The following is a 22,812-nucleotide window of genomic DNA, read 5'->3' on the forward strand; positions in this document are numbered from 1 at the left end:
AATTTAATCATGATTATATTATAACAATATTATACCCATAGTAAAATATTTGCCAATTATTTAATTTGGAGTTTTTTGAAGATTTCAAGTTGCTAAACATATTTTTGGGTGTTATACTAAACGCACGTAAATTTTTAATCATGATTATATAATAATAATGGATGTTTAATAACTAAGTTTGAAAGCGCTTTAAGTGGCCACCAAAATATGTCGCTTTGTTGCAATGCAAATCATGTGAGGGAGGATTCAACAATGTCATCAGAATACAAAGAAAAAGAAATTATTACAGAGTTTCCTTTTAAGTATCAAGCAATTGAAAATACTTGGATTCCTTTAGAAGATGGTACTAAACTATCCAGTCGAATTTGGCTGCCGGAAGTTGAGGAAGGGAAAAAGGTACCTGCTATTTTAGAGTACATTCCTTATCGCAAAACAGATGGAACAAGGGCTAGAGATGAACCAATGCACGGTTATTTTGCAGGGAACGGATACGCAGTTGTTAGAGTTGACATGAGAGGGTCTGGGGAATCGGATGGTCTCCTAAAAGATGAGTACTTAAAGCAAGAACAGGATGATGCACTGGAAGTCATTGAGTGGATCGCAAATCAAAGCTGGTGTGATGGAAAAATTGGAATGATGGGCAAGTCTTGGGGGGGCTTTAATTCTCTGCAAGTTGCTGCGAGAAGACCAAAAGCTTTAAAAGCAATTATTGCCATTGGTTTTACAGATGATCGATATAACAATGATATTCATTATAAGGGCGGCTGCCTGCTAAATGATAATTTCTGGTGGGGCAACATTATGTTAGCTTATCAGGCACGTCCGCTTGATCCACATATTGTTGGAGATGTTTGGCGTGAAAAATGGCTGGAAAGATTAGAAAATATGCCTTTATGGATGGCGCAATGGATGGAGCACCAAACAAGGGATGAGTATTGGAAGCATGGTTCTGTTTGTGAAAACTATGATGATATTGAAGTGCCTGTTCTAGCCATTGACGGCTGGGAAGATTCCTATCAGAATACTGTGCTAAGTTTATTAAAAGGTCTATCTGTTCCTAGAAAAGGGATGCTTGGGCCATGGGCTCATGTTTATCCTCATGATGGCGTTCCAGGACCTGCGATTGGCTTTTTACAGGAAGCTGTTAAATGGTGGGATCATTGGCTTAAAGGAATAGAAAATGACGTAATGGATGGACCAATGGTAAATGTATGGGTGGAAGAAAGCATGCCTCCATCTACCTCTAAACCAGTAAGTAATGGACATTGGGTTGGGCTTGAGTCATGGCCAACAGAGGAAGTGGTTCCAAAAACATATGAATTAACTAAAGGTCAGCTAGTAGAAGAACGTGATGAGAAGGAAGAGAAAGTACTTTTAAAAACTCCATTAAATCATGGTCTATTAGCAGGTGAATGGATGGGGGCTGGAGTGCTTGGCGAAAGCCCTGCAGACCAACGCTTCGATGATGGCATGGCGATGGTTTTTGAAGGAGAAGTATTAGAGAGTCCGCTAGAAATCGTTGGATATCCTAGATTTGAAGTAGAATTAGCGAGTGATAAACCACATGCAATGCTTTTTGCACAGCTATCAGATGTAGCACCAGATGGAGCTGTAACTCGTGTTTCATATGGCGTTATGAATTTAACTCATTTAAATGGACATGGCGAAGTAAACTTGTTGACTCCTGGTGAAAAAGTGAAAGCATTTGTTGATTTAGACTGCTGTGGACATCAGTTTAAGGCTGGACACAGTGTTCGTTTATCAATAGCGACTACTTTCTGGCCAATGTTCTGGCCGATGCCTGAGGATGCCACTCTAACGTTGAATTTGGAAACGGCGAAATTTTCATTGCCAATCTTTAAGGGCAATCAAACAGCAGGACCAAATATGAATCCTCAAAGTGCGCCATTAACACCGACAACGATCCTTGCACCTGGAAAGGTAGATCGTTCGATTTCATACGATATTCTAACAGATACTTGGACTTGTATAACAGATGGTGTTGGCGGAGTATTTGGCGAAGGGATTTACCGTTTTGATGACATTGATGTGACGGTTGAACACAACTTAAAACGTGAATTAACATTGAGTAACGCTGATCCGCTCTCAGCCAAATATACAATTACACAGAAAATGAAACTTGGCCGCGAAGGCTGGTGGATTGATGCTGATATTATCGTAACCCAAACTTCCGATAAGGAAAACTTCTACATTGTTGGAGAAATGAATGTAAAAGAAAACGACAAACCTGCCTTTAATAAAAAATGGGATGAAAAGATTAAACGTTTTGGTCTGTAAAGCAGAAGCGAATGTACTCTAAGGGAAAAAAACGTGACTACATTAGTATTTTAGCTGTTTGATCCTAGTCAATAATAAGGCCCATGAAGTTAGTTTCCTGATTCCATAGGGCCTTACGAACTAATTTTATATTGAAAATTATTAGAATATTTATTGTTCTCTTATTTTGATTGTGATAATATAATCATACGGAAAATAATAATCCTTCTAAAAAATATAGACGCGTTAGAAAGTCTAATCATGATAATTTAATTATCACATATCTATTTTTTAGAATTTGGGGGGAAAAAGATGGGGAAAGTAAGAATTGATCCGATGGTATTTTGGACATCGCTCGTTGTCATTTTCGGAGCCACAGTTATGCTTGTTTTAAATCGTAAAGAGGCAGAGCCATATTTGGATAGCTTAATGAGTTCAATCACATATAAAATGGATTGGGCATTCCAGTTTTTAACGATAGGCTTATTTATTCTTCTAATCTGGTTAGCTTTTAGCCGATACGGAAAAATAAAATTAGGCGAAGGGAAGCCAGAGTTTTCCACTTTTAGCTGGGGAGCGATGTTATTCACTGCCGGAATGGGTACGAGTATTATGTACTGGTCCATGATGGAACCTGTTTATTACTTTATGGGACCGCCGTTTGGCATAGAGCCTGGAAGTAATGAAGCTGCGGAATGGGCAGTGACATATGGTTTATTCCATTGGGGAATTTCAGCCTGGTCATTATATGCGTTTCCAACTGTTGTAATCGCTTACTCGTATTTTGTAAAGAAACGTCCATCATTGAAAATGAGTGTTGCACTCAGTGGGGCGCTTGGGAAATATGCAGATGGCTGGCTCGCGAAGTTAATCGACGTTCTTGTTATTTGGAGCCTTGTTGGCGGACTTGGAACTTCATTAGGCTTAGGGGTCCCGATGATGTCAGCAGTAATCGGTGATATTTTAGGTATTCAACAATCTCTAGGGCTAAACATTGTTATTGTTATCAGTATTACGATTATATATTCTGCTAGTGCCTATTTAGGGCTTCAAAAAGGAATCAAAAGACTAGCTGATATTAACGTCTATATGGCACTCGCAATAGCGGTATTTGTATTCATTGTTGGGCCAACTTCGTTTATTTTATCGTATTTTTCGAACAGTTTCGGATTAATGCTGCAAAATTTTCCAATGCTAAGTTTTTATACGGACCCAATTAATAAAAGCGGATTCCCTCAAGGCTGGACCGTTTTCTACTGGGCTTGGTTTGCAGCAACAGCACCATTTATGGGCTTGTTTGTAGCAAAGATTTCAAAGGGGCGGACGATTCGTGAATTGATTACTCACATTTTATTGTGGGGTTCAATTGGTGGCTGGATCTACTTCATGGTGTTTGGCGGCTATACGATGCACTTGCAGTTAAATGATATTTTACCAGTTAAAGATATTCTTAATGAAAGTGGTGGACCAGCAGCGATTGTTGGAATCCTGAAATCACTTCCACTAAGCGCAATTGTTCTTCCGTTCTTTGTTGTCCTAGGTATTATTTTCCTATCGACTTCATTAGATTCAGCAACTTACATCCTCTCAGCGATTGCGACAAAAGAGCTTAAAGATGATCAGGACCCAGCGAGATGGCATCGCATGGTATGGGGCGCGATGTTGGCAATTATTGCTGTTTCCTTAATGCTGATCGGAGGACTGCGGGTCATTCAAACTTCTGCGGTCATTGTGTCTGTCCCAATTTTTATCATTTACCTATTACTCATTGTTTCATTACTAAGATGGTTGAAGAAAGACTTCCCGAAAATTGAAAATTAAGAGATCAAAAAAATAAATGTCATTGAACAGCTAAGGAAGAAACCATGTTATCAATATTACTTACTATTATTACTATTAATATCGTGTATGTATCCCTTTTTACTTTGCGAGTGATTCTAGTTATTAAAGGCTACCGTCTTGTAGCATCGATTCTTTCGATGGGAGAAGTGTTTGTTTACCTGATGGGATTAACCATTGTTCTTGATAATTTGGACAAGCCGATTAATATCGCAGCCTATTGTGTGGGATGGGGAATAGGCGTCTTTCTTGGAAGCAAAATTGAATCTTATTTAGCACTCGGTTATATTGTGTTTGAAGTGATCGTTGATTCAATTGAGCATGAACTTCCAATGAAAGTCAGAGAAAAAGGTTATGGAGTAACGTCTTGGGTAGCTGATGGAAAGGACGGTCAACGCCTTGTTATGAAAGTGTTGGCGAAACGTAATTCTGAACCAAGACTAAGAAGCCTTATTCTTTCATTCGCTCCTAAAGCATTCATCATTTCCTATGAGCCTAATCAGTTCAATGGTGGATTCTTACTAAAAGGTCTTCATTCCATGCGAAATTAAAAAAAGCAGCAGAAGAAAATTTCTTCTGCTGCTTAATTAATTTTTAGGGATTTTATTTAGTCCTGATAATCATCATACGGCGGCTCCATGCTTCTTTCAGGGTCATCATGGGTAGGATGAGCTCCTTCCATTTGTCGAGGCATGTCTTCATGTAAGGTTTTATTTTCGTAATTAAAGGCACTATATCTGCGCTGTTCTTCGCGGAAGGGCGTACTCTTATTTTCTACGGGATCATGTCTTTTTATTGGGGATCCGTATGGTCCATCAGGAAAGTCTTCCGCGGTTAGGTAATTCCTTTGCTTTTCAACATTGGAAAAATCAGAGTACTCTCGCTGTTCTTTATCATCCACGTTAATCACTCCTTAAAGTAATAGTTCTCTTTTATTATTTGTGATTAAGGTGATAATAAACAAAAGACAGCATATTGCTAAATTAATTCATATAAAAAGGAGCGCAATTCCTCTGCGTCTTCTTCAGAGAGATTGAAGGCATACTCTAAATAGCCTTCTTCCTTTAAATCATCTGGTCCAATGATTGCAAAACGGCTTCCTTGAATATCAAGAACGATTTGCTTGCCATAATAGCGATCGGATTGGACAATTGCCAAATCAAAGCGTTGATTATCACCGGTAAAGCTGACGAAGCGCGTTTTTGTATCTACCAAATCATCATATAAAAAAAATCGTTCTGCCATATTATTAATTACTCCTTTATATACATAAATTTCAGTTAATCATATTGATTCTATCATAACAGAAATAATGATAATTCTCACCGCTTCTCTAACGGAATCAGGCAATTTGTCCGATTTAACTATCAAATTTTGGAGGAAATGGTCAGATTTTGTGATAAAATGGTGGCATATGAAATTTTTGACGCTGCATCTGAGAGGAATGAGACCATGCCCCGGCAAAACAAACGAAGGTTCAATGATTTGAACAAATGGATAAAAATCTTACTGCCAGAAGATAAGCTTAAATTTTATCCGCCGCAATTTATTATTCGTGACCCAATTAGGAAAGCAGTAAGAAAAGCTTTTGATGGTGGATATGAAGTGGCAGCTATTGTGTTTAATATAAAAAATTTGCGAGAATTGCCGGAACAGCTTGGAGAACAGGGGTATACAGGTTTTATTCGATTACTAAAGCTGACTTTTCAAGATGTGATCAAAGAAGAAGTAAAGTCGGAAGAGATTGTGGCTCTTCATGATTATTCAAGCGATGGTCTGACACTGTTTATGAAGGTTAACCATGATAGTCATTCTGTTACAGATATTGATAAAAAAATGAAAAGAATCCTAAGACTTTCTGAAAAAAAACTAGCCGAACTGGTTCCTCTTGCGAAACCAGTGTTTGAAACAGGATATATGTTTATTGAGAAAAGGCATTATTCGATCCAAGAAGCCATATTAAAAGCAAATCAGCATGCACTTTCCATGGCAGAGAAACGAGTTCAATCTGAATATAATGAAATGCTGTTTATGGTTAATCGAATAGTGGCACAAAAAGATATATACCTTCTAGCTCAGCCGATTATAGATATTGCCACGGGTGAGGTGAGGGCATGGGAAATGCTGACACGCGGTCCGAAGGGCTCTGTATTAGAAAGTCCGCTCCAGCTCTTCTCTATAGCTCGGCAGACTGGGATGCTATATGACCTTGAAATGATCGTTTTCGAGAAAACCCTTCAACAGATTTATAAAACGGGATGCACACAGGATATCTTTATTAACTTTACACCTATAACGTTAGGGCATGAACGGTTTATTCGTGATATTAAGAATATGCTGGCAAAGTGTAAAAATATCTCCCCAAGACAAATCACTCTTGAAATCACAGAGCGTGATTCCATTGAAGGGATGGAGAACTTTTTATACAATATAAAGGTATTGAGAATGCTTGGCTTCCGTGTGGCCATTGATGATACAGGTGCAGGATATGCAAGCTTGCACTCCATAAGTGAAATCATGCCTGATATAATAAAAATTGATCGTTCGGTTATTCAGGATATAGATAAGAATTCGGTAAAAGAGTCGATGTTAAAAGGATTGCTCATTATTGCGAAGGAAGCCGGTTCTTTAGTAGTAGCAGAAGGAATCGAAAATAAAGAAGAAGCCTCAGTCCTCTCAAGAAATAAAGTTGATTTAGCGCAAGGCTATTATTATGCTCGTCCAGATTTTCTCTACAAGGGATTGAAGCTATCTTAATGGAAGAAGGGTGAGTAATATGTATTTTGTTGATCGGGAAAAGATTGAAACCACTCTTGTTTTTTTAGAGCAGCAATTTGCATTTTTAGAAGAAATAAAGGAGCTTCATTCACAGCTTGAAAAAGCTGCATTGGAGCGGACAAGCCAATTGATTATTGAAGCGATTCTCGATGTTGGGAATGCCATGATTGATGGATTCATTATGCGCGACCCTGGGAGCTATGATGATATTGTGGACATACTGGATGATGAAAAGGTCATCCATGATGAGTTAACGAAAAGCTGCAAACATATTATAAAATACCGCAAAATGCTTGTTCAAAACTATACAGAGGTCAATCATAATGAAGTAAAGTCGGAATTTAGCAAGCATTTATCTATTCTAAAGCAATTTCCCGAGAAAGTCAGGGCATACTTGCTTCATGAGCTTGGTCCAGTATCAGCATTTCGGAATTGAGGGGTGATCAAGATGAAATATAAAGGATATTTAATTGACCTAGACGGCACGATGTACCGGGGAACAGAATTGATTAAAGAAGCGGCAGATTTTGTTCACCAGCTTCGTAAGCGGGATATCCCTTATCTTTTCGTCACGAACAATTCCTCAAGAACGCCTGCCCAGGTAGCTGAAAAGCTTCGCCAATTTACGATACCTGCTACGGATGAGCAGGTTTTTACAACGAGTATGGCAACGGCTAATTACATATATGAACAGAAGCAGGATGCCTCGGTATATGTAATTGGTGAGGAAGGCATTCGAAATGCTTTACAAGAAAAGGGTTTCAGGTTTGTGGAGGAACATGCGGAATATGTTGTCGTAGGAATTGACCGCTCCATTACTTATGAAAAGCTCGCCGCTGCTTGTCTGGCTGTCAGAAATGGCGCTACTTTTATTTCAACAAATGGGGACATTGCCATTCCGACAGAGCGGGGACTGCTGCCAGGCAATGGATCGTTAACATCGGTTATTACGGTTTCCACGCAAACTAAGCCGATTTTTATTGGAAAGCCAGAATCCATTATTATGGAACAAGCTCTCCAATTACTTGGAACAAAGAAAGAAGAAACCCTTATGGTCGGGGATAATTATGATACTGACATCCTAGCGGGGATGAATGCAGGGCTGGATACATTACTTGTTCATACGGGGGTAACGACGAAGGAATTGCTGGGTGGGTATGAGAGGAAGCCTAGTTATGTGGTTGATTCGTTGGATGAGTGGGAGTTTTTGTAGAAGAGTAATATTTAAAAAATAATATCAGATAGCACGAAAGGATGGAAAATGCTCCATCCTTTTTATTATGGGCGTAAACGTTACCCAAAAAGTGGATTGAATCAAAATAACGAATAATTAACTATAGTGAATAGTAGTTCTACTGCATATATATATATATGAAATTAGGTTGTTTAAGAGATTAATCAATTTTTCTATATGCGGAGGTTCATTTAATGGAGGAGCGTATCAAAATCCATGACATTTTAAAAATCGTAAAAAAACGCTTATTACTTATCGTATTAATTACATCCCTCTCAGTCATTGCTGCCGGAATTATCAGTTATCATTATTTAACTCCAATATACGAATCTTCCACACAGCTATTAATCAATCAAAAAAATATCGATCAAGAAACAGGCAGGCAAATAGATGTTAGAACAAACGTGGAATTAATCAATACGTATAGAGTTATTATTAAAACTCCAGTTATTCTAGATAAAGTAAAAGCAGAAATGAAAATAGATAGATCTTTAAAAGAACTAAGCAATCAAATCAGTATATCAAGTGAACAAAATTCACAAGTTGTCAACATTACTGTCCAAGATAAGGAACCAAAAATGGCAGTAGAAATTGCTAACACGATCGCCAATATATTTATGAACGAAATAAAAGTAATTATGAATGTTGATAATGTGACAATTTTGTCCAGCGCCAATGAAGAAACAAGCATAGATCCAGTTAAGCCTCGTCCAATGTTAAATATGTTAATTACTTTTACAGCTAGTTTATTACTATCTATAGGCCTAATATTTCTATTAGAATATTTAGACGACACGATTAAATCGGAGCATGATATTAAATCAACGTTAAATTTACCAGTATTAGGATCAATCCCAATAAAGTCAGCAAGTGATTTCCAAACAAAAGTAGAAAAAAACACAGAAAAAAATGCAAAAAAGAAAGTTCGAAAAAGACAGGAGGGATAAAATGTGGGTCTTTTTAAAAAGAAGAAAAAAATAAATACAAGAGAACTAATCACAATGAACAATCCAAAATCGCCAATTTCAGAGCTATATCGAACCATTCGAACAAACATTGAATACTCTAATATCGATCGAGAAAACCGCATGATTATGATTACTTCTTCATCTCCAGGCGAAGGGAAAACAGTAACTACCGCCAATTTAGCTATTGTGTTCGCACAGCAAGGAAAAAAAGTTTTGTTAATAGATGCCGATTTTCGAAAACCTAAAGTTCATGAAGTATTTAAGAAAAATAATTTTATTGGATTAACTACCATTCTTATTAAACAAATCCCTTTAATGGAAGCAATAAAAGAAACTAAAATTAATAACTTGTACATATTGACTAGCGGGCCAATCACTCCAAACCCTTCTGAGCTACTTAGTTCAAAGTCTATGGGAAATGTATTAGCAGCTATTAGGAAAGAATTTGATTTTATTATTATTGATACTCCCCCGGTCCTTCCAGTCACTGATGCTCAAATACTCGCTAATCAATGTGACGGAGTAATTTTAGTTATTGATCATGGCAAGACAAAATTTGAACATGCAGAAAAGGCAAAAAACCTACTATTGAATGTAAATGCAAAGATTTTGGGAGCAGTTCTTAATAATACAAAAGAAAATTATAATGATTATTATTACTTTGATAGATAACAACTCTATTATTCTCAAACAACTTCAAAGTTACGAAAAGGATTGGAGGGGAATACAATAATTGATATCCATTGCCATATTCTCCCCGGTATAGATGATGGAGCAAGAGACCTTATTGAAAGTATAGGAATGGCTAAACATGCAGCCAGTAAAGGAATAACGGCTATTTTTGCAACGCCTCATCACAAAAATAGTAGGTATTACAATAAAGCGAATAGAATACTTGCAAAAGTAAATAAGTTAAATTCTATTTTAAAAAGAAAAGAGATTCCCGTAAAAATTTTTCCTGGACAAGAACCTCGTATTTACGGAGAACTTCTTAATGATTATAAAGCCGGAAAAATATTGACCTTAAATAATAAACATAAATATTTATTAATTGAATTACCGAATTCACATGTACCTGCATATGCCGAAAAACTATTTTTCGATATTCAAATGGAAGGTATAATCCCCATTATTGTGCATCCAGAAAGAAATGTTCAAATAAGGGAGAGTCCTAATCTTTTACATCAATTGGTTAAAAATGGGGCTGCAACTCAAATTACTGCTTCCAGTCTAATTGGTAAAAGTGGAAAGCAGCTGAGGAAGTTTTCCCTTCAATTAATTAAACATAATCTGACTCATTTTATTGCATCCGACTCGCATCGATTATCTAGGAATGCATTTAAACTAGTGGAAGCTTATGATGTATTGAATGAGGAACTTGGAAAAGATTATGTCGAAAGGTTTAAAATGAATACAAGCGCACTGTTAAATGGAAAAGGAATAGATCGAGAAGAAGCTGAAAGAATCGAAAAAAATAAATGGTTTTATTTTTAAAGTCGCCTACATTTTTTGTAGCGATTTTTTTTGTGGGGAATAAGGGGTTGAATAAATTGGATATCAATTACCTTTGGACAACCTATTTTGATAATTTATTGAAACAAATAAAAAGAAGGGGAATAGCCTGTATGTAATGGTTCTTGGTTCCCAGAAGTCATTAAAGTCATTCATTATAAAGAATAATTTGTGCGTTAAGGAAATAAAATATATAGATTTAGTACAGCCCTATCACTATTTAAAATTTTTATGTTAGTCCCTTTGATTGAAAAAGTTCTTAAATTGGGAAAGTGCCATATTTTAAATAGGGAGGATTTCCTAGCACATTCCAAACTAAGATGTTTTTTTCAGGGGAATCAATACTTTATCATCATCTGTACGCTATTTTCATTGAGATGTTTGATTTTAATAATTAACCAATTTCGTGGTGATGTTTCCTTACCCTTATCAATGGATTCACTCGATCATGCTGTGGGTTTGAAATACCTTAGACGCAAGTCGTCAAAAGTGTGATGTGAGGACGGGTTAGATGCCCAATTTTATTTTGAGCATTTACAGCAAAAGAAAGGAGGAATTGTAAATGAATAAAGTGCGAAAAGCTATTATACCTGCAGCTGGACTAGGGACAAGATTTCTGCCTGTAACGAAAGCCATGCCAAAGGAAATGTTGCCAATCGTCGATAAACCAACCATTCAATACATTGTTGAAGAAGCGGTTGCTTCAGGAATCGAGGACATCATTATCGTTACAGGGAAAGGGAAACGTTCGATTGAAGATCACTTTGATTACGCCTTCGAGCTCGAATACAATTTAATGGAAAAAGGTAAATTTGAATTATTGGAAAAGGTTCAAGCTCCTTCAAAAGTAGATATTCATTATATCAGACAAAAGGAACCAAAAGGCTTAGGTCATGCGGTTTGGTGTGCACGAAAATTTGTTGGAGATGAGCCGTTTGCGGTCTTGTTAGGTGACGATATTATCCAAGCCGAAACACCATGTCTAAAACAGTTAATGAATGAGTATGAAAAAACACGCTCGTCAATCATTGGTGTGCAAACTGTTCCTGATAATGAAACTCACCGCTATGGGATTGTAGACCCATGCAACAAATTAGGCAGACGTTACGAGGTTTCTAGTTTCGTTGAAAAGCCGGAAAAAGGAACTGCCCCATCAAACCTAGCGATCATGGGCCGGTACATTTTAACCCCTGAGATTTTTAGTTTTTTAGAAAAACAAGAAAAAGGAGCAGGGGGAGAAATTCAGCTAACTGATGCCATTCAAAAATTAAATGAAATTCAACAAGTATTTGCTTATGACTTTGAAGGCAAAAGGTATGATGTCGGAGAGAAAATTGGCTTTATTTTAACAACGATTGAATTTGCTTTGCAAAATGAAGAGATTAAGGACGAGGTATTAACATATTTGAAAAAATTAATCGAGCACAAGTATACAACTTTGGGGTGAATGACTTGCAGAAACAGAAAAAATTGGCTGAAGCTAATTTTAAATATAAGTCATTAGAGGAGGTTAAATATAGTTATAGTAACCTCTTATACCATTTCACAAAAAGGATCATTGATATTGTTGGATCAATAGTTGGTATATTCATAACCTTTCCGTTCATCTTAGTTTTTTCAGTTTTGTATTTGTTTGGCAAAAATAAAGGGCCTATGTTTTTTAAACAGGAGAGGATCGGTAAAAATGGGGGGAAATTTATCATTTATAAGTTTCGATCAATGGTTAAAGACGCAGAAAAAAAGTTGAAAGAAAATGAAGCTCTTTATCAAAAATACGTGCAAAATAACTTTAAATTAGAACCGGGCGAAGATCCGAGGATTACAAGGTTTGGTATATTTATAAGGAAAACGAGTATAGATGAGTTACCGCAATTTTTTAATGTATTAAAGGGTGACATGAGTTTAGTTGGTCCGAGGCCTGTAGTTTTAGAAGAGCTAAATGAGTATAAAGATAGAACAAAGGAATTTCTTTCTGTTAAACCTGGAATGACAGGTTATTGGCAAGCGTGCGGGAGAAGTGAAGTCGGATACCCTGAACGTGTAAATATTGAACTGTATTATGTGTTTAATAAAACTTTATTATTAGATATTAAAATCATTTTTAAAACGATAGTTCAAGTCATTTATAAAAAAGGCGCTTATTAAAAAAATGGATTTTAACAATAATAAGGTGAAGCTATGGTCATTTATTTTTTATTATCCCTTACCGTATTATACGGTCTATTCCTTTCAAGGGTGACAATTGTCCGAAATATTAACACGAGCAGCAATGAATTATATATTTCCCGAAATAACATAACATTGTTTTTCTGGTTTTTGATTCTGTTAGGATTGGCTGCATTTAAAGGAATAGAGGTTGGCGTAGATTATCCAATGTATTATGGCTTTTTTCTTCATAAATCCTATATTGGAGCATTAGAGCCAGGTATTAGTTTTATTTATGACTTAGCAATAAGATATAATAACTTTTTTGTTTTTTCAATTGGTGTCTATTTTCTTTTTCTCTTCTTTATATTTGCAGGAATAAAAAAACATTTACCCAATTATATCATTGGCTTGTTCTTCTTTCTTCTGACATATACGTATTTGAATAGTTATAATCAATTACGCCAAATGATTGCTGTTGCAATCGTCTTTTGTTTCGTGAATTATTTAATTACGAATAACAAGTTAGATAGAATGAAGTATGTAATTGTTATTCTCATAGCACTTTTATTTCATAATAGTGCTATTTTTGCTATCTTATTTTTCTTCATGCCTAAGAAAAGGTTCAGCAGCAAGTTAGTAATCCCTTTGTTTTTAATGACAATAGTCATTTATTTTTTACCTGGAATTAAAAATATTGTAGGGGACTTAATTATTAATTTCTCCGGTATATATGCAGAAAAATACACAACCAATCTTTCCTTCTTTTTTGAAGTAAATAAAGAAAAAGGCCTTTTGCAATTAATCCCCGTTATCATTCAAATGATCATTGTTTCCATTTCCCTATATTTTCCTAAAGATGATAAGGAATTAAATATCAGCTATAAGTTGTATCACTTTAGCACAAATCTTGTCATAGTAAATTTGTGGTTATATTCTTTAGCAGGTATTGAGGCTATTGATCGAATTCAAATATATTTTTCATGCTTTAACTTATTTTATTACCCTATCTTGATTCACCTATTATTGAATAGTAAAAAGAAGCGTCATGGTCAAACCTTTGTTATCCTTATTTCCTGCTTTTGGATATTGTATTTTGTGTTAAGACTTTATATCAATATAGCAGGCGTTGTGCCATATCGCTTATTTATCAGCTGATAAATAAAGTTGAGGAGAGAAGATGTGAACGGACTTAGTCTAATCATACCAATTTATAACGTCCAGGATTATCTTGAAATATGTTTACAATCTGTTGTAAAAAGGATGGGGGATTATTCGAATATCCAAGTGATCCTTGTGAATGATGGATCAAAAGATCATTCTGGTGAAATCGCCCAGCAATTTGTTCAATCTCATAATCATTTTCACTATGTTTGTAAAGAAAATGGTGGATTATCAGACGCAAGGAATTATGGACTAAAATTTGTTAAATATGATTATGTAACTTTTTTAGATAGTGATGATTATATTGCAGATAATTATTTTTCTGAAGTATTCGCAGCATTACAAAACCAGCCAGATATGATTGTTTTTGATTGGATGGATGTTGGTGAAGATGATTATACGAATATTGTAAAGGGAATGGAGCTTCCAAATGAATTATGGACAGTCCAACCAAGCGCTTGGAATAAAGTATATAGAACGAGTCTATTTAATGAAATAAAGTTTCCAAAAGGAAAGATCTATGAAGATGTAGGCACTATCTATAAACTACTTTTGTATGTTAATGATTATATTTATATCAATAAACCTCTGTATAAATATAGAAAGAATCGAAAAGGCAGTATTTTAACAACCATCTCCCCGAAAATAAATGACATCTATGATGTTTTAGAGGATACGTATTCTTTTTATAAAGCAAATAATGAACTCACAGAAAAGAATGTAGAAGGGCTTTGTTATCAGTATGTAAAGATATTAATGTGGTCTAATATGTACAGGCAATTGAAATATTATAAATTTAATTTTGTTGGTTTCTATAAAAAAATGAAATCAACGAGGAACCTAGTTTATAGCAGTTTTGATAATTGGAAATCGAATTCTTTCCTAATAAATAATACTAACTACTTCACAAACAGATTTGGTGAAAACTATATTAAGAGAATTGATAACCTTGGTAAAGGTTTTTTTTCAACCGTGTATACAGTACTTATCCTTATAGTTCGAAATATAAGTAAAAGATGAACGGGGATGAATTCTTTAGTGAAAAAGAAGAAAATACTATTTATAATGCAAAGCCTTCAAGGAGGTGGAGCTGAGAGGGTTACACTTGATGTGATTAAACATCTAAATAAAAGTTCTTTCGAGCCTTCCATATTAGTTGTAAATTATTATGGTGATTTAATACATTCAATTCCTGAAAGTATAAACGTTATTAAGGTACTGACAAGTAAAGAAAAATCATATTTTCATGTTTTTAAAGTGATAAGAGCCGTAATAAAGGCTGCCAAAGATGCCGACTTAATCATTGGTTCATTAGAATTGACTCCTACTTATTTGTCCTCAATAGCCTCAGTTATAACCAAAAAGCCAGCTATAGGTTGGATACACATAGATTTACAACATTATCTTAAGACGAAAAATAAAATTCATGAACTAATTATTAGAGTATTATATCCAAAGCTGAACATGATAATGGCAGTTTCAGATGGGGTAAAACACACATTTGAGCAAATGTTCCCGCAAATAACTGTACCAGTTAAACGAATATATAACCCAATTAGATTAGAAGATATTCATCGGATGATTGAAGAAAAGAGCGACCTAGGAGAAATTAGTGAACCAATCATTTTAGGCGTTGGTAGATTGACAAAAATGAAAGGTTTTGATGATTTAATTAAAGCTCATCAATATTTGATAAATAATAATGTAAAAAACAAGTTACTAATATTAGGAGAAGGAGAACAAAGAGAATGCTTGGAACAACTGATCGTTGAATTAGATGTAAAAGATAGTGTAATTTTAAAGGGTTTTGTTGATAATCCATACAAGTATATGCGTTCTGCTAATGTGTTCGTTCTAAGCTCAAGGTATGAGGGGTTTTCAGTAGTAATTGCTGAAGCTTTGTCAGTGGGTATTCCAGTTGTATCAACTGATTGTCCCAGTGGGCCATCCGAAATTCTTGAAGGCGGGAAACATGGTTTATTATCCCCTATAAATGATTCAAAAGCTTTAGCTATGAATATCTATAAAACAATTAAGGAGGATTCTGAAAATCATAAAGTCTGTAGAGTAAAAAGAGCTCATGACTTTTCTCCCCAAAAAATCATCCCAGAATATGAAAAATTATTTTATCAAATAATGGCGGAAAAGTGAGGATAGTTAATGAAGAAAAAGATATTAATAATGATGAATAACATGCGTATTGGTGGAGTAGAAAAAGCTTTGTTGAATATTTTAACTGTTATAGATAAAGATAAATTTGATATCACGATTTTATTTATTAGAAAAGATGGTGAATATCTTAAAGAAATTCCATCTTGGGTAAAAATCGAAGAAATTGAGATCTCTGATTTGGACAGGAATATTTTGGATTTCGGTCCCAAAGTAATATTGCTGGAAACATTAAAAAAATATAAATATGCTTCAACTGCAAAAGTGGCACTATTAGCGTTAAAGAGGAAAGTAACATTAAATATTTTAAAAAACATTGATGAATTTAAAGTGCTATTTAAATTCTTGCCAAAGTATAAAGGTAAGTATGATTTAGCAATTGATTTCCACCAAACATATGTTACAACTTACTATATTTCTGAAAAGGTAAGTGCTGATTATAAGATAGCATGGCTGCACAGCTCAGACTTTGGGGAAAACCTAAGGAATTTAAGCCAATATTATAGTAAATTTAATCGGGTATTTGGGGTTTCGAAGGCTTGTGTAGATAAATATAATAAGTTATTTCCAGAACACTCAGGTAAGTGCAAAACCTTCTATAACATTATCTTAACTGATGATATTAAGCGGATGGCAGAACAAGGTGAAGGTTTTGGAGATTCACTTGATGGAATAAGAATACTTACGGTTGGTAGATTATCTTATGCCAAAGGTTATGATGTAGCAATTTCTGTTGCTGCAAAATTGAAAGAAGATGGATTTAAGTTTAAATGGTATGTCATAGGGGATGGCATAGAAAGAACGAAACTTGAAAAGTTAATTGACCAATATGAAGTTAGAGATTGTTTTATTTTGCTAGGCTCATTGAAAAATCCGTATCCTTATATTAATCAATGTGATATTTATGTTCAACCATCTCGTTTTGAAGGATATTGCATTGCCCTTGCAGAAGCAAGAATTTTAAACAAACCAATCATTGCTACAAATTTTTTCGGTGCTGAAGAACAAATTATAAATGGAGAGACCGGATTAATAATAAATTTTAATGAGGACAACATCTATGAAGCAATAAAAAAGTTAATTATAAATCCCCTTTTAAGACTTAAGTTTGAAGAAAACCTATCAAGAGAAACAATTAATTCTTCCTTGAATGAAATGAAAAAGTTATACGCCTTAGTAAACGATTGAATTGTGAAAGTGAATAATCATTATAATATTATTCAAGTTTAGTCTAGTAAGTAAAACGGTAAAGGTGGAAAAGAAATTGGGTGATTCTCTTAAAAAATTACTTTTGTTATTTAATAAACGAGAAAAGAGAAAGTTGATTATGATATTTCTCATGATCATTTTTGCTGCACTTTTCGAAACACTAGGAATAGGTTTAATTGTTCCGTTTGTAGAAATCGTAACAAAGCCATCTGTAATTTTCGAACACAAAAGTCTATTTTTCATATATGAGTTATTTGGTTTCAAGTCGACAACTACATTTCTTATATTTTCAGCCCTCCTGCTCCTTTTGGTGTTTGTATTAAAGAATTTATACCTCCTCTTTTTTCAATATATACAAACTAGAGTAGTGTTAAACCAACAAGCCAGACTATCCGCAAGATTGTACAAATCATATTTAAATAAGCCGTATACATTTCATTTACAAAAAAACACCGCTGATTTACTAAGAAATGTACATGAAGAAGTGCGTAGAGTATTACAAAACATCATCATGTCTAGTTTTCTGCTAATTACAGAAATACTTGTTATAACTTGTATTTTAGTATTGTTATTAACAATTACTCCTATTGCAACTATCGTAGCAACTATTTTACTAGGTGGAAGTGTTTTTTTGTTTTTTAAAATATTTCGAAAAAAATTAAACGAACTAGGAAAAAAACATCAAGTTACAAGTGGCAGAATGATTAAATGGATTAATCAGGGGTTAGGAGCGAGCAAGGAAATAAAAGTAATGGGAAAAGAGAACTTCTTTGTTAGTGCTTATACAAAGCAGAGCAAAAATGATGCGAAAATAAATAGATTTAGACTGATGTTAGAACAAACCCCAAGACTTTTTTTAGAAACAATTATTGTATCAATTGTAATGATTACGATGTTGATTGTTATTTTTCAAGCAAATGATGCTTCACAACTTGTATCTACAATGGCCTTATTCGCCATGGCTGCATTCAGATTGTTGCCGTCACTCAATCGCGTTATGGCCATGTCAACAACCATTCGATTTAGTCTTCCTGCTCTAGAGGTTGTATATGAAGACTTAATTACTAATCAAGAAAATGAATTACCCCATAGCAATCTAATTTCTGATCCAACATCAAACTGTTCAAATATGGATATGAACAATAATATAGAGTCAATTAAATTAGCAAATGTCTCTTTTCGATATCCTAATCAAACTGAATATTCTATAAGGGATATTTCCTTATCGATTCCAATTGGTCATTCTGTAGCGTTTATTGGCCAGTCAGGAGCAGGAAAAACAACACTTATTGATATAATTTTAGGTGTTCTCCAACCGGAGAAAGGAAAGGTTTTGGTGAACGGAAAAAATATAAATGATGTCAGATCTATATGGCAGACGAAAATTGGATATATTCCCCAATCCATTTTTCTATCTGATGATTCGATCCGTGGAAATGTAGCATTTGGAATAGATAATGAACAAACAGATGATGAAGAAGTGTGGAAAGCATTAGAGCAAGCTCAATTAAAGGATTTTGTTGAAGGACTACCTAATAAGTTAGATTCATTTGTGGGCGAAAGGGGAATAAGGTTATCTGGGGGACAACGACAACGAGTAGGAATCGCTCGAGCTTTATATCATAATCCGGAAATATTATTTATGGATGAAGCCACTTCAGCATTAGATAATGAAACGGAAAAAGAAATAATGAAAGCAATTGATAGTTTAAAAGGAGAAAAAACAGTTATCATTATTGCACATAGATTAACCACTATAGAAAATTGCGATCTTGTCTATGAAATTAACAATGGGAAATTGTTAGACACTATCTATAAACAAGAAAGGTCAGTTATTTCATCAGTATAAAAAAGTGCTGAAGTATTAAATCATTGTATATGCATAAGGTGGAGTTATCCTTGACTATCAAAAAAATCTTAAAGGGAAACAAATATATTTATCCTTTGCTTAAGTTTGTAAGGAAAATACAGAAAATAATTCTCCCAAATTTTATTTTCAATGTAAATAAGATTTTAAGAGTTAATGGAATTTATAGAAATAGCCAATACGAAAAGTTAAAAACATTAAAAGATAAACATAAAGGCGAAAGATGTTTTATTGTAGGAACAGGGCCAAGTCTAATAATACAGGATCTAGATAAATTAAGAAATGAAGTTACATTTAGTATGAATTCAATTTTTTTAGCATTTGATGAAACGGAGTGGAGACCTAACTATTATGGAGTTCAATTTCCTGATTTTTATAGTAAGTATAAAAGTGAAATCGATCATCTAGATGTTGAATATAAATTTGTTGGTGATGTAATTTCAAAACAAAATAAGCTATCAAATGAATATTATATATATCCTCTTAATTTGCTTAATCATACTTGGCATCATCAGAAATATCATACTAAATTTAGTGAAGATGCTTTTGCAGTCATCTATGATGGATATACAATCACATATTCTTTATTACAATTGGCTGTATATTTGGGATTTGTAGAGATTTATTTAATTGGTGTGGATTGTAATTATTCTAGTAATACAAATAACCATTTTAAAGATTACGGTGTAGTAGACCCATTAGCATTTGCGGCTGGGGAAAAAATGATAAGCGCCTTTAAGGAAGCAAAGAAGTATGCAGATAGACATGGCATTAAAATTTATAACGCTACTAGAGGAGGAATGCTTGAGATTTTTGAAAGAGTTGATTTGGATAATGTATTTTCAGAAGAGAATGTAGTTTAGATTTGGTTTATATAAATAGGTAAATTTAGTATGGAAATTTTAAGGGTAAATAACAATTATCTAATATTAGTTGGTGAATTGTGAATGGAGCTTATAAAAGTAAGTATTATCATACCGGTATATAATAATGAGAAGTTTCTAAAAAAATGCCTTGATAGTGTAATAAATCAAACAATGAGTCAAATTGAAATTATCATTGTAAATGATGGATCAACAGATGGCAGTTTAATGATACTAAAGGATTACGCTAAAAGTAATTCGAAAATTATTCTTCTAAATCAAGAAAATGCCGGCCAAGCTACTGCCATAAATCGGGCATTAAATATTGCTTGCGGGGAATATATAGCTTTTATTGATGCTGATGATTACATGGAACACAACATGATTGAATCCCTATTTAACGAGGCAAAATTAAGTAATGTGGATTTAGTTATTTGCAATTGGGACAAAGTTGACACAGATGGTAATATTCTGAGTTATCACGATCATTCTGATTTTGATAAAAAAATTTTCAATAGAAAAGAAATTATTCAAGAATTTTTATTGAATAAAAAAGAGCTAGTTGAAGGATTTTCATGGAACAAATTAATTAAACGAAGTATATTTGATGAATATAATATTAGGTATCCAAATATTAAATATGAAGATATTCCAACTATATTTAAGGTTTTAACAAAGGTCAATAAATGTAAATTTATTAATAAAAAGCTTTATCACTACGTTCAACATAATAATTCTATTACAAATACTAAAAGTAAAAAAAACATAATAGGATTTATTGAGGCTTTACAAATGATACAGTACATCTTAATAGAAGAAAAAATGCTTCCTGAATATAAGGAAGCTTATTTTATTTATAAGAGTAATAGGTTGCTATCAGAGTATATAGCCTCAAGAGATGTGGTAAAGGGTTCTAAAGAATTATCTAAAGTTTTTGAAACGGTATTACAGTCTTTAAAGATAAAGGAATATATAAAATTGAATAAATCCAAAAATTTCAAACTGCTAGTTAAAGTTTTATTATATAAAACTCATTTATTGTATTTATCTATTGCAGCATATCAAAAATGCAAGTTAATCTTTGGTTTTATTAAATAATATTGTTGATTCGGATTAGCTGTTTAGAGAGGCTTTCTAATTAATTTGGAAGCAACTGTGATTCACAAAAATTATAAAGGTGTGAGGGCTTTTAATGAAGGATGTGTTAATAGATTTTTTCGCTATTGAAGATGACAGGGGAGCATTAGTTGCACTTGAACAATTCAAAAATATTCCCTTTGAGATTAAGCGTGTTTATTATATTTACGGAAATAAACAAAATTTAGCACGGGGATTTCATGCTCATAGAGATTTGCAGCAAATTCTTATATGCGTAAGTGGTTCATGCAATGTCATATTAGATAATGGGAAAGAAAAACATAAATATATATTAAATAAACCTAATCAAGGTCTACTTGTTAATAAAGTCATATGGAGAGAAATGCTTGAATTTTCTGATGACTGCATTATATTAGTCTTGGCAAGTAATTATTATGATGAGAATGATTATATTAGAGATTATGACAAATTCATGGAAACGGCGAATAGAGTTTAAGAAAAATTAAAATTTAAATCTTAATTTACTAAATAGAGCAGGGGATTGCAATATGATAAAATTTTTAGATTTAAAAGCTGTTAATGATCGTATTCATAAAGAAACTTTAGAGTATTTTAAGGGATTTTTAGAGGATTCGAATTTTATTTTAGGAGAACAAGTAAGTAAATTTGAGGCCGAATTTGCACAATATTGTAACACTTCAACCTGTATAGGAGTTGGAAATGGTTTAGAAGCATTAACCTTAATTTTAAAAGGGTATGACATTAAAGAAGGTGATGAAGTAATTGTTCCGAGTAATACTTATATAGCTACAATTTTAGCAATTACATCAACAGGTGCAACACCAGTACTAATAGAACCTAATATAGAGACCTTTAATATTGATGTAAACTTAATAGAAAATCACATTACAAAAAACACGAAAGCAATAATGTTAGTACATTTATATGGTCGCTGTGTTGATATGGATCTTATATGGTCAATAGGGAAAAAATATAATGTTAAGATAATTGAAGATGCAGCGCAAGCCCATGGTGCAATGATAAATGGAAGAAGGGTCGGTAGTCTAGGAGACGCTGCTGCATTCAGTTTTTATCCTGGAAAAAATCTAGGTGCAATTGGTGATGGTGGGGCAATTACATCGAATGATAAACTTTTGGCTGCAAGAATCAAAGCCTTAAGGAACTATGGTTCTTTTGAAAAATATATTCATATACTTAAAGGAGTGAATAGCAGGCTAGATGAATTACAAGCAGGTTTTCTCAGATTGAAACTGCCAACCTTAGATAGTGATAATGAGAAACGAAGGGAAATTGCTCAATATTATTGTGAAAATATAAATAACCCAAATATTATTCTTCCGAAAATACCAAGGGATGAGAAAAACCATGTATGGCATTTATTTGTTATTAGAGTAGCAAATAGAAGCGATTTTCAAAAATACATGATGTCTAAAGGGATAGAGACTATGGTACATTATCCGATTGCCCCACATAAACAAAAGGCTTATTCAGAGTTAAGAGAATTTACTTTACCAATCACTGAGTTACTGGCAAGGGAAGTAGTAAGTTTGCCGTTATCTCCAGTCATGACCCAAGAGCAAATTGATTTCGTTGCACTGAATGTTAATAATTATTCTACAGCAGCTGTTAATTAACTGAAAGTGTAGAATTCTATTATTATATATCTGC

General features: G+C 33.8%; 22 protein-coding genes. 20 read left to right on the plus strand and 2 right to left on the minus strand.

Annotated features, from left to right (window positions below; translation table 11 throughout):
- The first annotated feature begins 252 nt into the window (after positions 1–252).
- From AR328_RS05405 to AR328_RS05415, 3 genes are all read left to right on the plus strand, one after another.
- On the plus strand, positions 253–2,298 hold the full coding sequence (locus AR328_RS05405) for a CocE/NonD family hydrolase (protein ID WP_066291328.1): 2,046 nt from the start codon (positions 253–255) through the stop codon (positions 2,296–2,298).
- A gap of 291 nt (positions 2,299–2,589) precedes the next feature.
- Positions 2,590–4,098, plus strand: coding sequence for a BCCT family transporter (locus tag AR328_RS05410; protein ID WP_066291336.1), 1,509 nt, complete (start codon positions 2,590–2,592; stop codon positions 4,096–4,098).
- Positions 4,099–4,142: 44 nt separating this feature from the next.
- The gene (locus tag AR328_RS05415) at positions 4,143–4,667 is read left to right on the plus strand and encodes a DUF2179 domain-containing protein (protein WP_066291342.1); all 525 of its coding nucleotides are present in this window, start codon (positions 4,143–4,145) and stop codon (positions 4,665–4,667) included.
- A 56-nt stretch (positions 4,668–4,723) separates the two neighbouring features.
- Here AR328_RS05415 and AR328_RS05420 read toward each other — a convergent pair whose 3' ends face one another.
- Both AR328_RS05420 and AR328_RS05425 read right to left on the minus strand, forming a co-directional pair.
- A complete protein-coding gene (locus AR328_RS05420) occupies positions 4,724–5,017 on the minus strand; it encodes a cytosolic protein (RefSeq protein ID WP_066291347.1) in 294 nt (97 codons plus the stop codon).
- Positions 5,018–5,094: 77 nt separating this feature from the next.
- Positions 5,095–5,361 (minus strand): DUF3055 domain-containing protein, encoded by a 267-nt coding sequence (locus AR328_RS05425; RefSeq protein ID WP_066291349.1) that lies wholly within the window; start codon positions 5,359–5,361, stop codon positions 5,095–5,097.
- Between the two features lie 138 nt (positions 5,362–5,499).
- Between AR328_RS05425 and AR328_RS05430 the strand changes: the two genes are divergently transcribed.
- From AR328_RS05430 to AR328_RS05510, 17 genes are all read left to right on the plus strand, one after another.
- Complete coding sequence (locus AR328_RS05430) at positions 5,500–6,873, plus strand: EAL domain-containing protein (RefSeq protein WP_331457154.1); 1,374 nt, start codon at positions 5,500–5,502, stop codon at positions 6,871–6,873.
- A gap of 19 nt (positions 6,874–6,892) precedes the next feature.
- Positions 6,893–7,330, plus strand: a complete 438-nt coding sequence (locus AR328_RS05435) for a DUF86 domain-containing protein (RefSeq protein ID WP_066291351.1) — start codon at positions 6,893–6,895, stop codon at positions 7,328–7,330.
- Positions 7,331–7,342: 12 nt separating this feature from the next.
- A complete protein-coding gene (locus AR328_RS05440) occupies positions 7,343–8,107 on the plus strand; it encodes a TIGR01457 family HAD-type hydrolase (protein WP_066291352.1) in 765 nt (254 codons plus the stop codon).
- A 215-nt stretch (positions 8,108–8,322) separates the two neighbouring features.
- A complete protein-coding gene (locus AR328_RS05445) occupies positions 8,323–9,075 on the plus strand; it encodes a YveK family protein (RefSeq protein ID WP_082677132.1) in 753 nt (250 codons plus the stop codon).
- 54 nt (positions 9,076–9,129) lie between these two features.
- Entirely contained in the window at positions 9,130–9,768 is a 639-nt protein-coding gene (locus AR328_RS05450; RefSeq protein WP_082677146.1) for a CpsD/CapB family tyrosine-protein kinase, read from the plus strand.
- A gap of 57 nt (positions 9,769–9,825) precedes the next feature.
- Positions 9,826–10,590: a tyrosine-protein phosphatase gene (locus AR328_RS05455; RefSeq protein ID WP_066291948.1), complete on the plus strand. Its 765-nt coding sequence runs from the start codon at positions 9,826–9,828 to the stop codon at positions 10,588–10,590.
- Positions 10,591–11,170: 580 nt separating this feature from the next.
- Positions 11,171–12,055 (plus strand): UTP--glucose-1-phosphate uridylyltransferase GalU, encoded by an 885-nt coding sequence (galU, locus tag AR328_RS05460; protein WP_066291357.1) that lies wholly within the window; start codon positions 11,171–11,173, stop codon positions 12,053–12,055.
- Between the two features lie 23 nt (positions 12,056–12,078).
- The gene (locus tag AR328_RS05465; protein WP_082677147.1) at positions 12,079–12,753 is read left to right on the plus strand and encodes a sugar transferase; all 675 of its coding nucleotides are present in this window, start codon (positions 12,079–12,081) and stop codon (positions 12,751–12,753) included.
- A 33-nt stretch (positions 12,754–12,786) separates the two neighbouring features.
- Positions 12,787–13,911, plus strand: a complete 1,125-nt coding sequence (locus tag AR328_RS05470) for an EpsG family protein (protein ID WP_066291365.1) — start codon at positions 12,787–12,789, stop codon at positions 13,909–13,911.
- 24 nt (positions 13,912–13,935) lie between these two features.
- On the plus strand, positions 13,936–14,937 hold the full coding sequence (locus AR328_RS05475) for a glycosyltransferase family 2 protein (RefSeq protein WP_066291371.1): 1,002 nt from the start codon (positions 13,936–13,938) through the stop codon (positions 14,935–14,937).
- Between the two features lie 18 nt (positions 14,938–14,955).
- Positions 14,956–16,068, plus strand: coding sequence for a glycosyltransferase (locus tag AR328_RS05480; protein WP_197414418.1), 1,113 nt, complete (start codon positions 14,956–14,958; stop codon positions 16,066–16,068).
- A gap of 9 nt (positions 16,069–16,077) precedes the next feature.
- Positions 16,078–17,274, plus strand: a complete 1,197-nt coding sequence (locus AR328_RS05485; protein ID WP_066291378.1) for a glycosyltransferase — start codon at positions 16,078–16,080, stop codon at positions 17,272–17,274.
- Positions 17,275–17,350: 76 nt separating this feature from the next.
- Positions 17,351–19,144 (plus strand): ABC transporter ATP-binding protein, encoded by a 1,794-nt coding sequence (locus tag AR328_RS05490; protein WP_066291381.1) that lies wholly within the window; start codon positions 17,351–17,353, stop codon positions 19,142–19,144.
- A 50-nt stretch (positions 19,145–19,194) separates the two neighbouring features.
- Positions 19,195–20,025, plus strand: a complete 831-nt coding sequence (locus tag AR328_RS05495) for a 6-hydroxymethylpterin diphosphokinase MptE-like protein (RefSeq protein ID WP_066291385.1) — start codon at positions 19,195–19,197, stop codon at positions 20,023–20,025.
- Positions 20,026–20,109: 84 nt separating this feature from the next.
- Positions 20,110–21,123 (plus strand): glycosyltransferase, encoded by a 1,014-nt coding sequence (locus tag AR328_RS05500; protein ID WP_066291387.1) that lies wholly within the window; start codon positions 20,110–20,112, stop codon positions 21,121–21,123.
- 94 nt (positions 21,124–21,217) lie between these two features.
- On the plus strand, positions 21,218–21,619 hold the full coding sequence (locus AR328_RS05505; protein WP_066291388.1) for a sugar 3,4-ketoisomerase: 402 nt from the start codon (positions 21,218–21,220) through the stop codon (positions 21,617–21,619).
- A 52-nt stretch (positions 21,620–21,671) separates the two neighbouring features.
- The gene (locus AR328_RS05510) at positions 21,672–22,778 is read left to right on the plus strand and encodes a DegT/DnrJ/EryC1/StrS family aminotransferase (RefSeq protein ID WP_066291390.1); all 1,107 of its coding nucleotides are present in this window, start codon (positions 21,672–21,674) and stop codon (positions 22,776–22,778) included.
- Positions 22,779–22,812 lie beyond the last annotated feature (34 nt).

Source organism: Bacillus sp. FJAT-29937, from assembly GCF_001509555.1.
Taxonomy (GTDB): domain Bacteria; phylum Bacillota; class Bacilli; order Bacillales; family Cytobacillaceae; genus Cytobacillus.

What these genes read in the sequence shown, in the direction of transcription:
- AR328_RS05440 (WP_066291352.1), top strand. Translation starts at nt 7,343, where the DNA reads ATGAAATATAAAGGATATTTAATTGACCTAGACGGCACGATGTACCGG.
- AR328_RS05405 (WP_066291328.1), top strand. Translation starts at nt 253, where the DNA reads ATGTCATCAGAATACAAAGAAAAAGAAATTATTACAGAGTTTCCTTTT.
- AR328_RS05425 (WP_066291349.1), bottom strand. Translation starts at nt 5,361, where the DNA reads ATGGCAGAACGATTTTTTTTATATGATGATTTGGTAGATACAAAAACG.
- AR328_RS05410 (WP_066291336.1), top strand. Translation starts at nt 2,590, where the DNA reads ATGGGGAAAGTAAGAATTGATCCGATGGTATTTTGGACATCGCTCGTT.
- AR328_RS05470 (WP_066291365.1), top strand. Translation starts at nt 12,787, where the DNA reads ATGGTCATTTATTTTTTATTATCCCTTACCGTATTATACGGTCTATTC.
- AR328_RS05435 (WP_066291351.1), top strand. Translation starts at nt 6,893, where the DNA reads ATGTATTTTGTTGATCGGGAAAAGATTGAAACCACTCTTGTTTTTTTA.
- AR328_RS05500 (WP_066291387.1), top strand. Translation starts at nt 20,110, where the DNA reads ATGGAGCTTATAAAAGTAAGTATTATCATACCGGTATATAATAATGAG.
- AR328_RS05485 (WP_066291378.1), top strand. Translation starts at nt 16,078, where the DNA reads ATGAAGAAAAAGATATTAATAATGATGAATAACATGCGTATTGGTGGA.
- galU (WP_066291357.1), top strand. Translation starts at nt 11,171, where the DNA reads ATGAATAAAGTGCGAAAAGCTATTATACCTGCAGCTGGACTAGGGACA.
- AR328_RS05430 (WP_331457154.1), top strand. Translation starts at nt 5,500, where the DNA reads ATGGTCAGATTTTGTGATAAAATGGTGGCATATGAAATTTTTGACGCT.
- AR328_RS05510 (WP_066291390.1), top strand. Translation starts at nt 21,672, where the DNA reads ATGATAAAATTTTTAGATTTAAAAGCTGTTAATGATCGTATTCATAAA.
- AR328_RS05450 (WP_082677146.1), top strand. Translation starts at nt 9,130, where the DNA reads ATGAACAATCCAAAATCGCCAATTTCAGAGCTATATCGAACCATTCGA.
- AR328_RS05505 (WP_066291388.1), top strand. Translation starts at nt 21,218, where the DNA reads ATGAAGGATGTGTTAATAGATTTTTTCGCTATTGAAGATGACAGGGGA.
- AR328_RS05445 (WP_082677132.1), top strand. Translation starts at nt 8,323, where the DNA reads ATGGAGGAGCGTATCAAAATCCATGACATTTTAAAAATCGTAAAAAAA.
- AR328_RS05415 (WP_066291342.1), top strand. Translation starts at nt 4,143, where the DNA reads ATGTTATCAATATTACTTACTATTATTACTATTAATATCGTGTATGTA.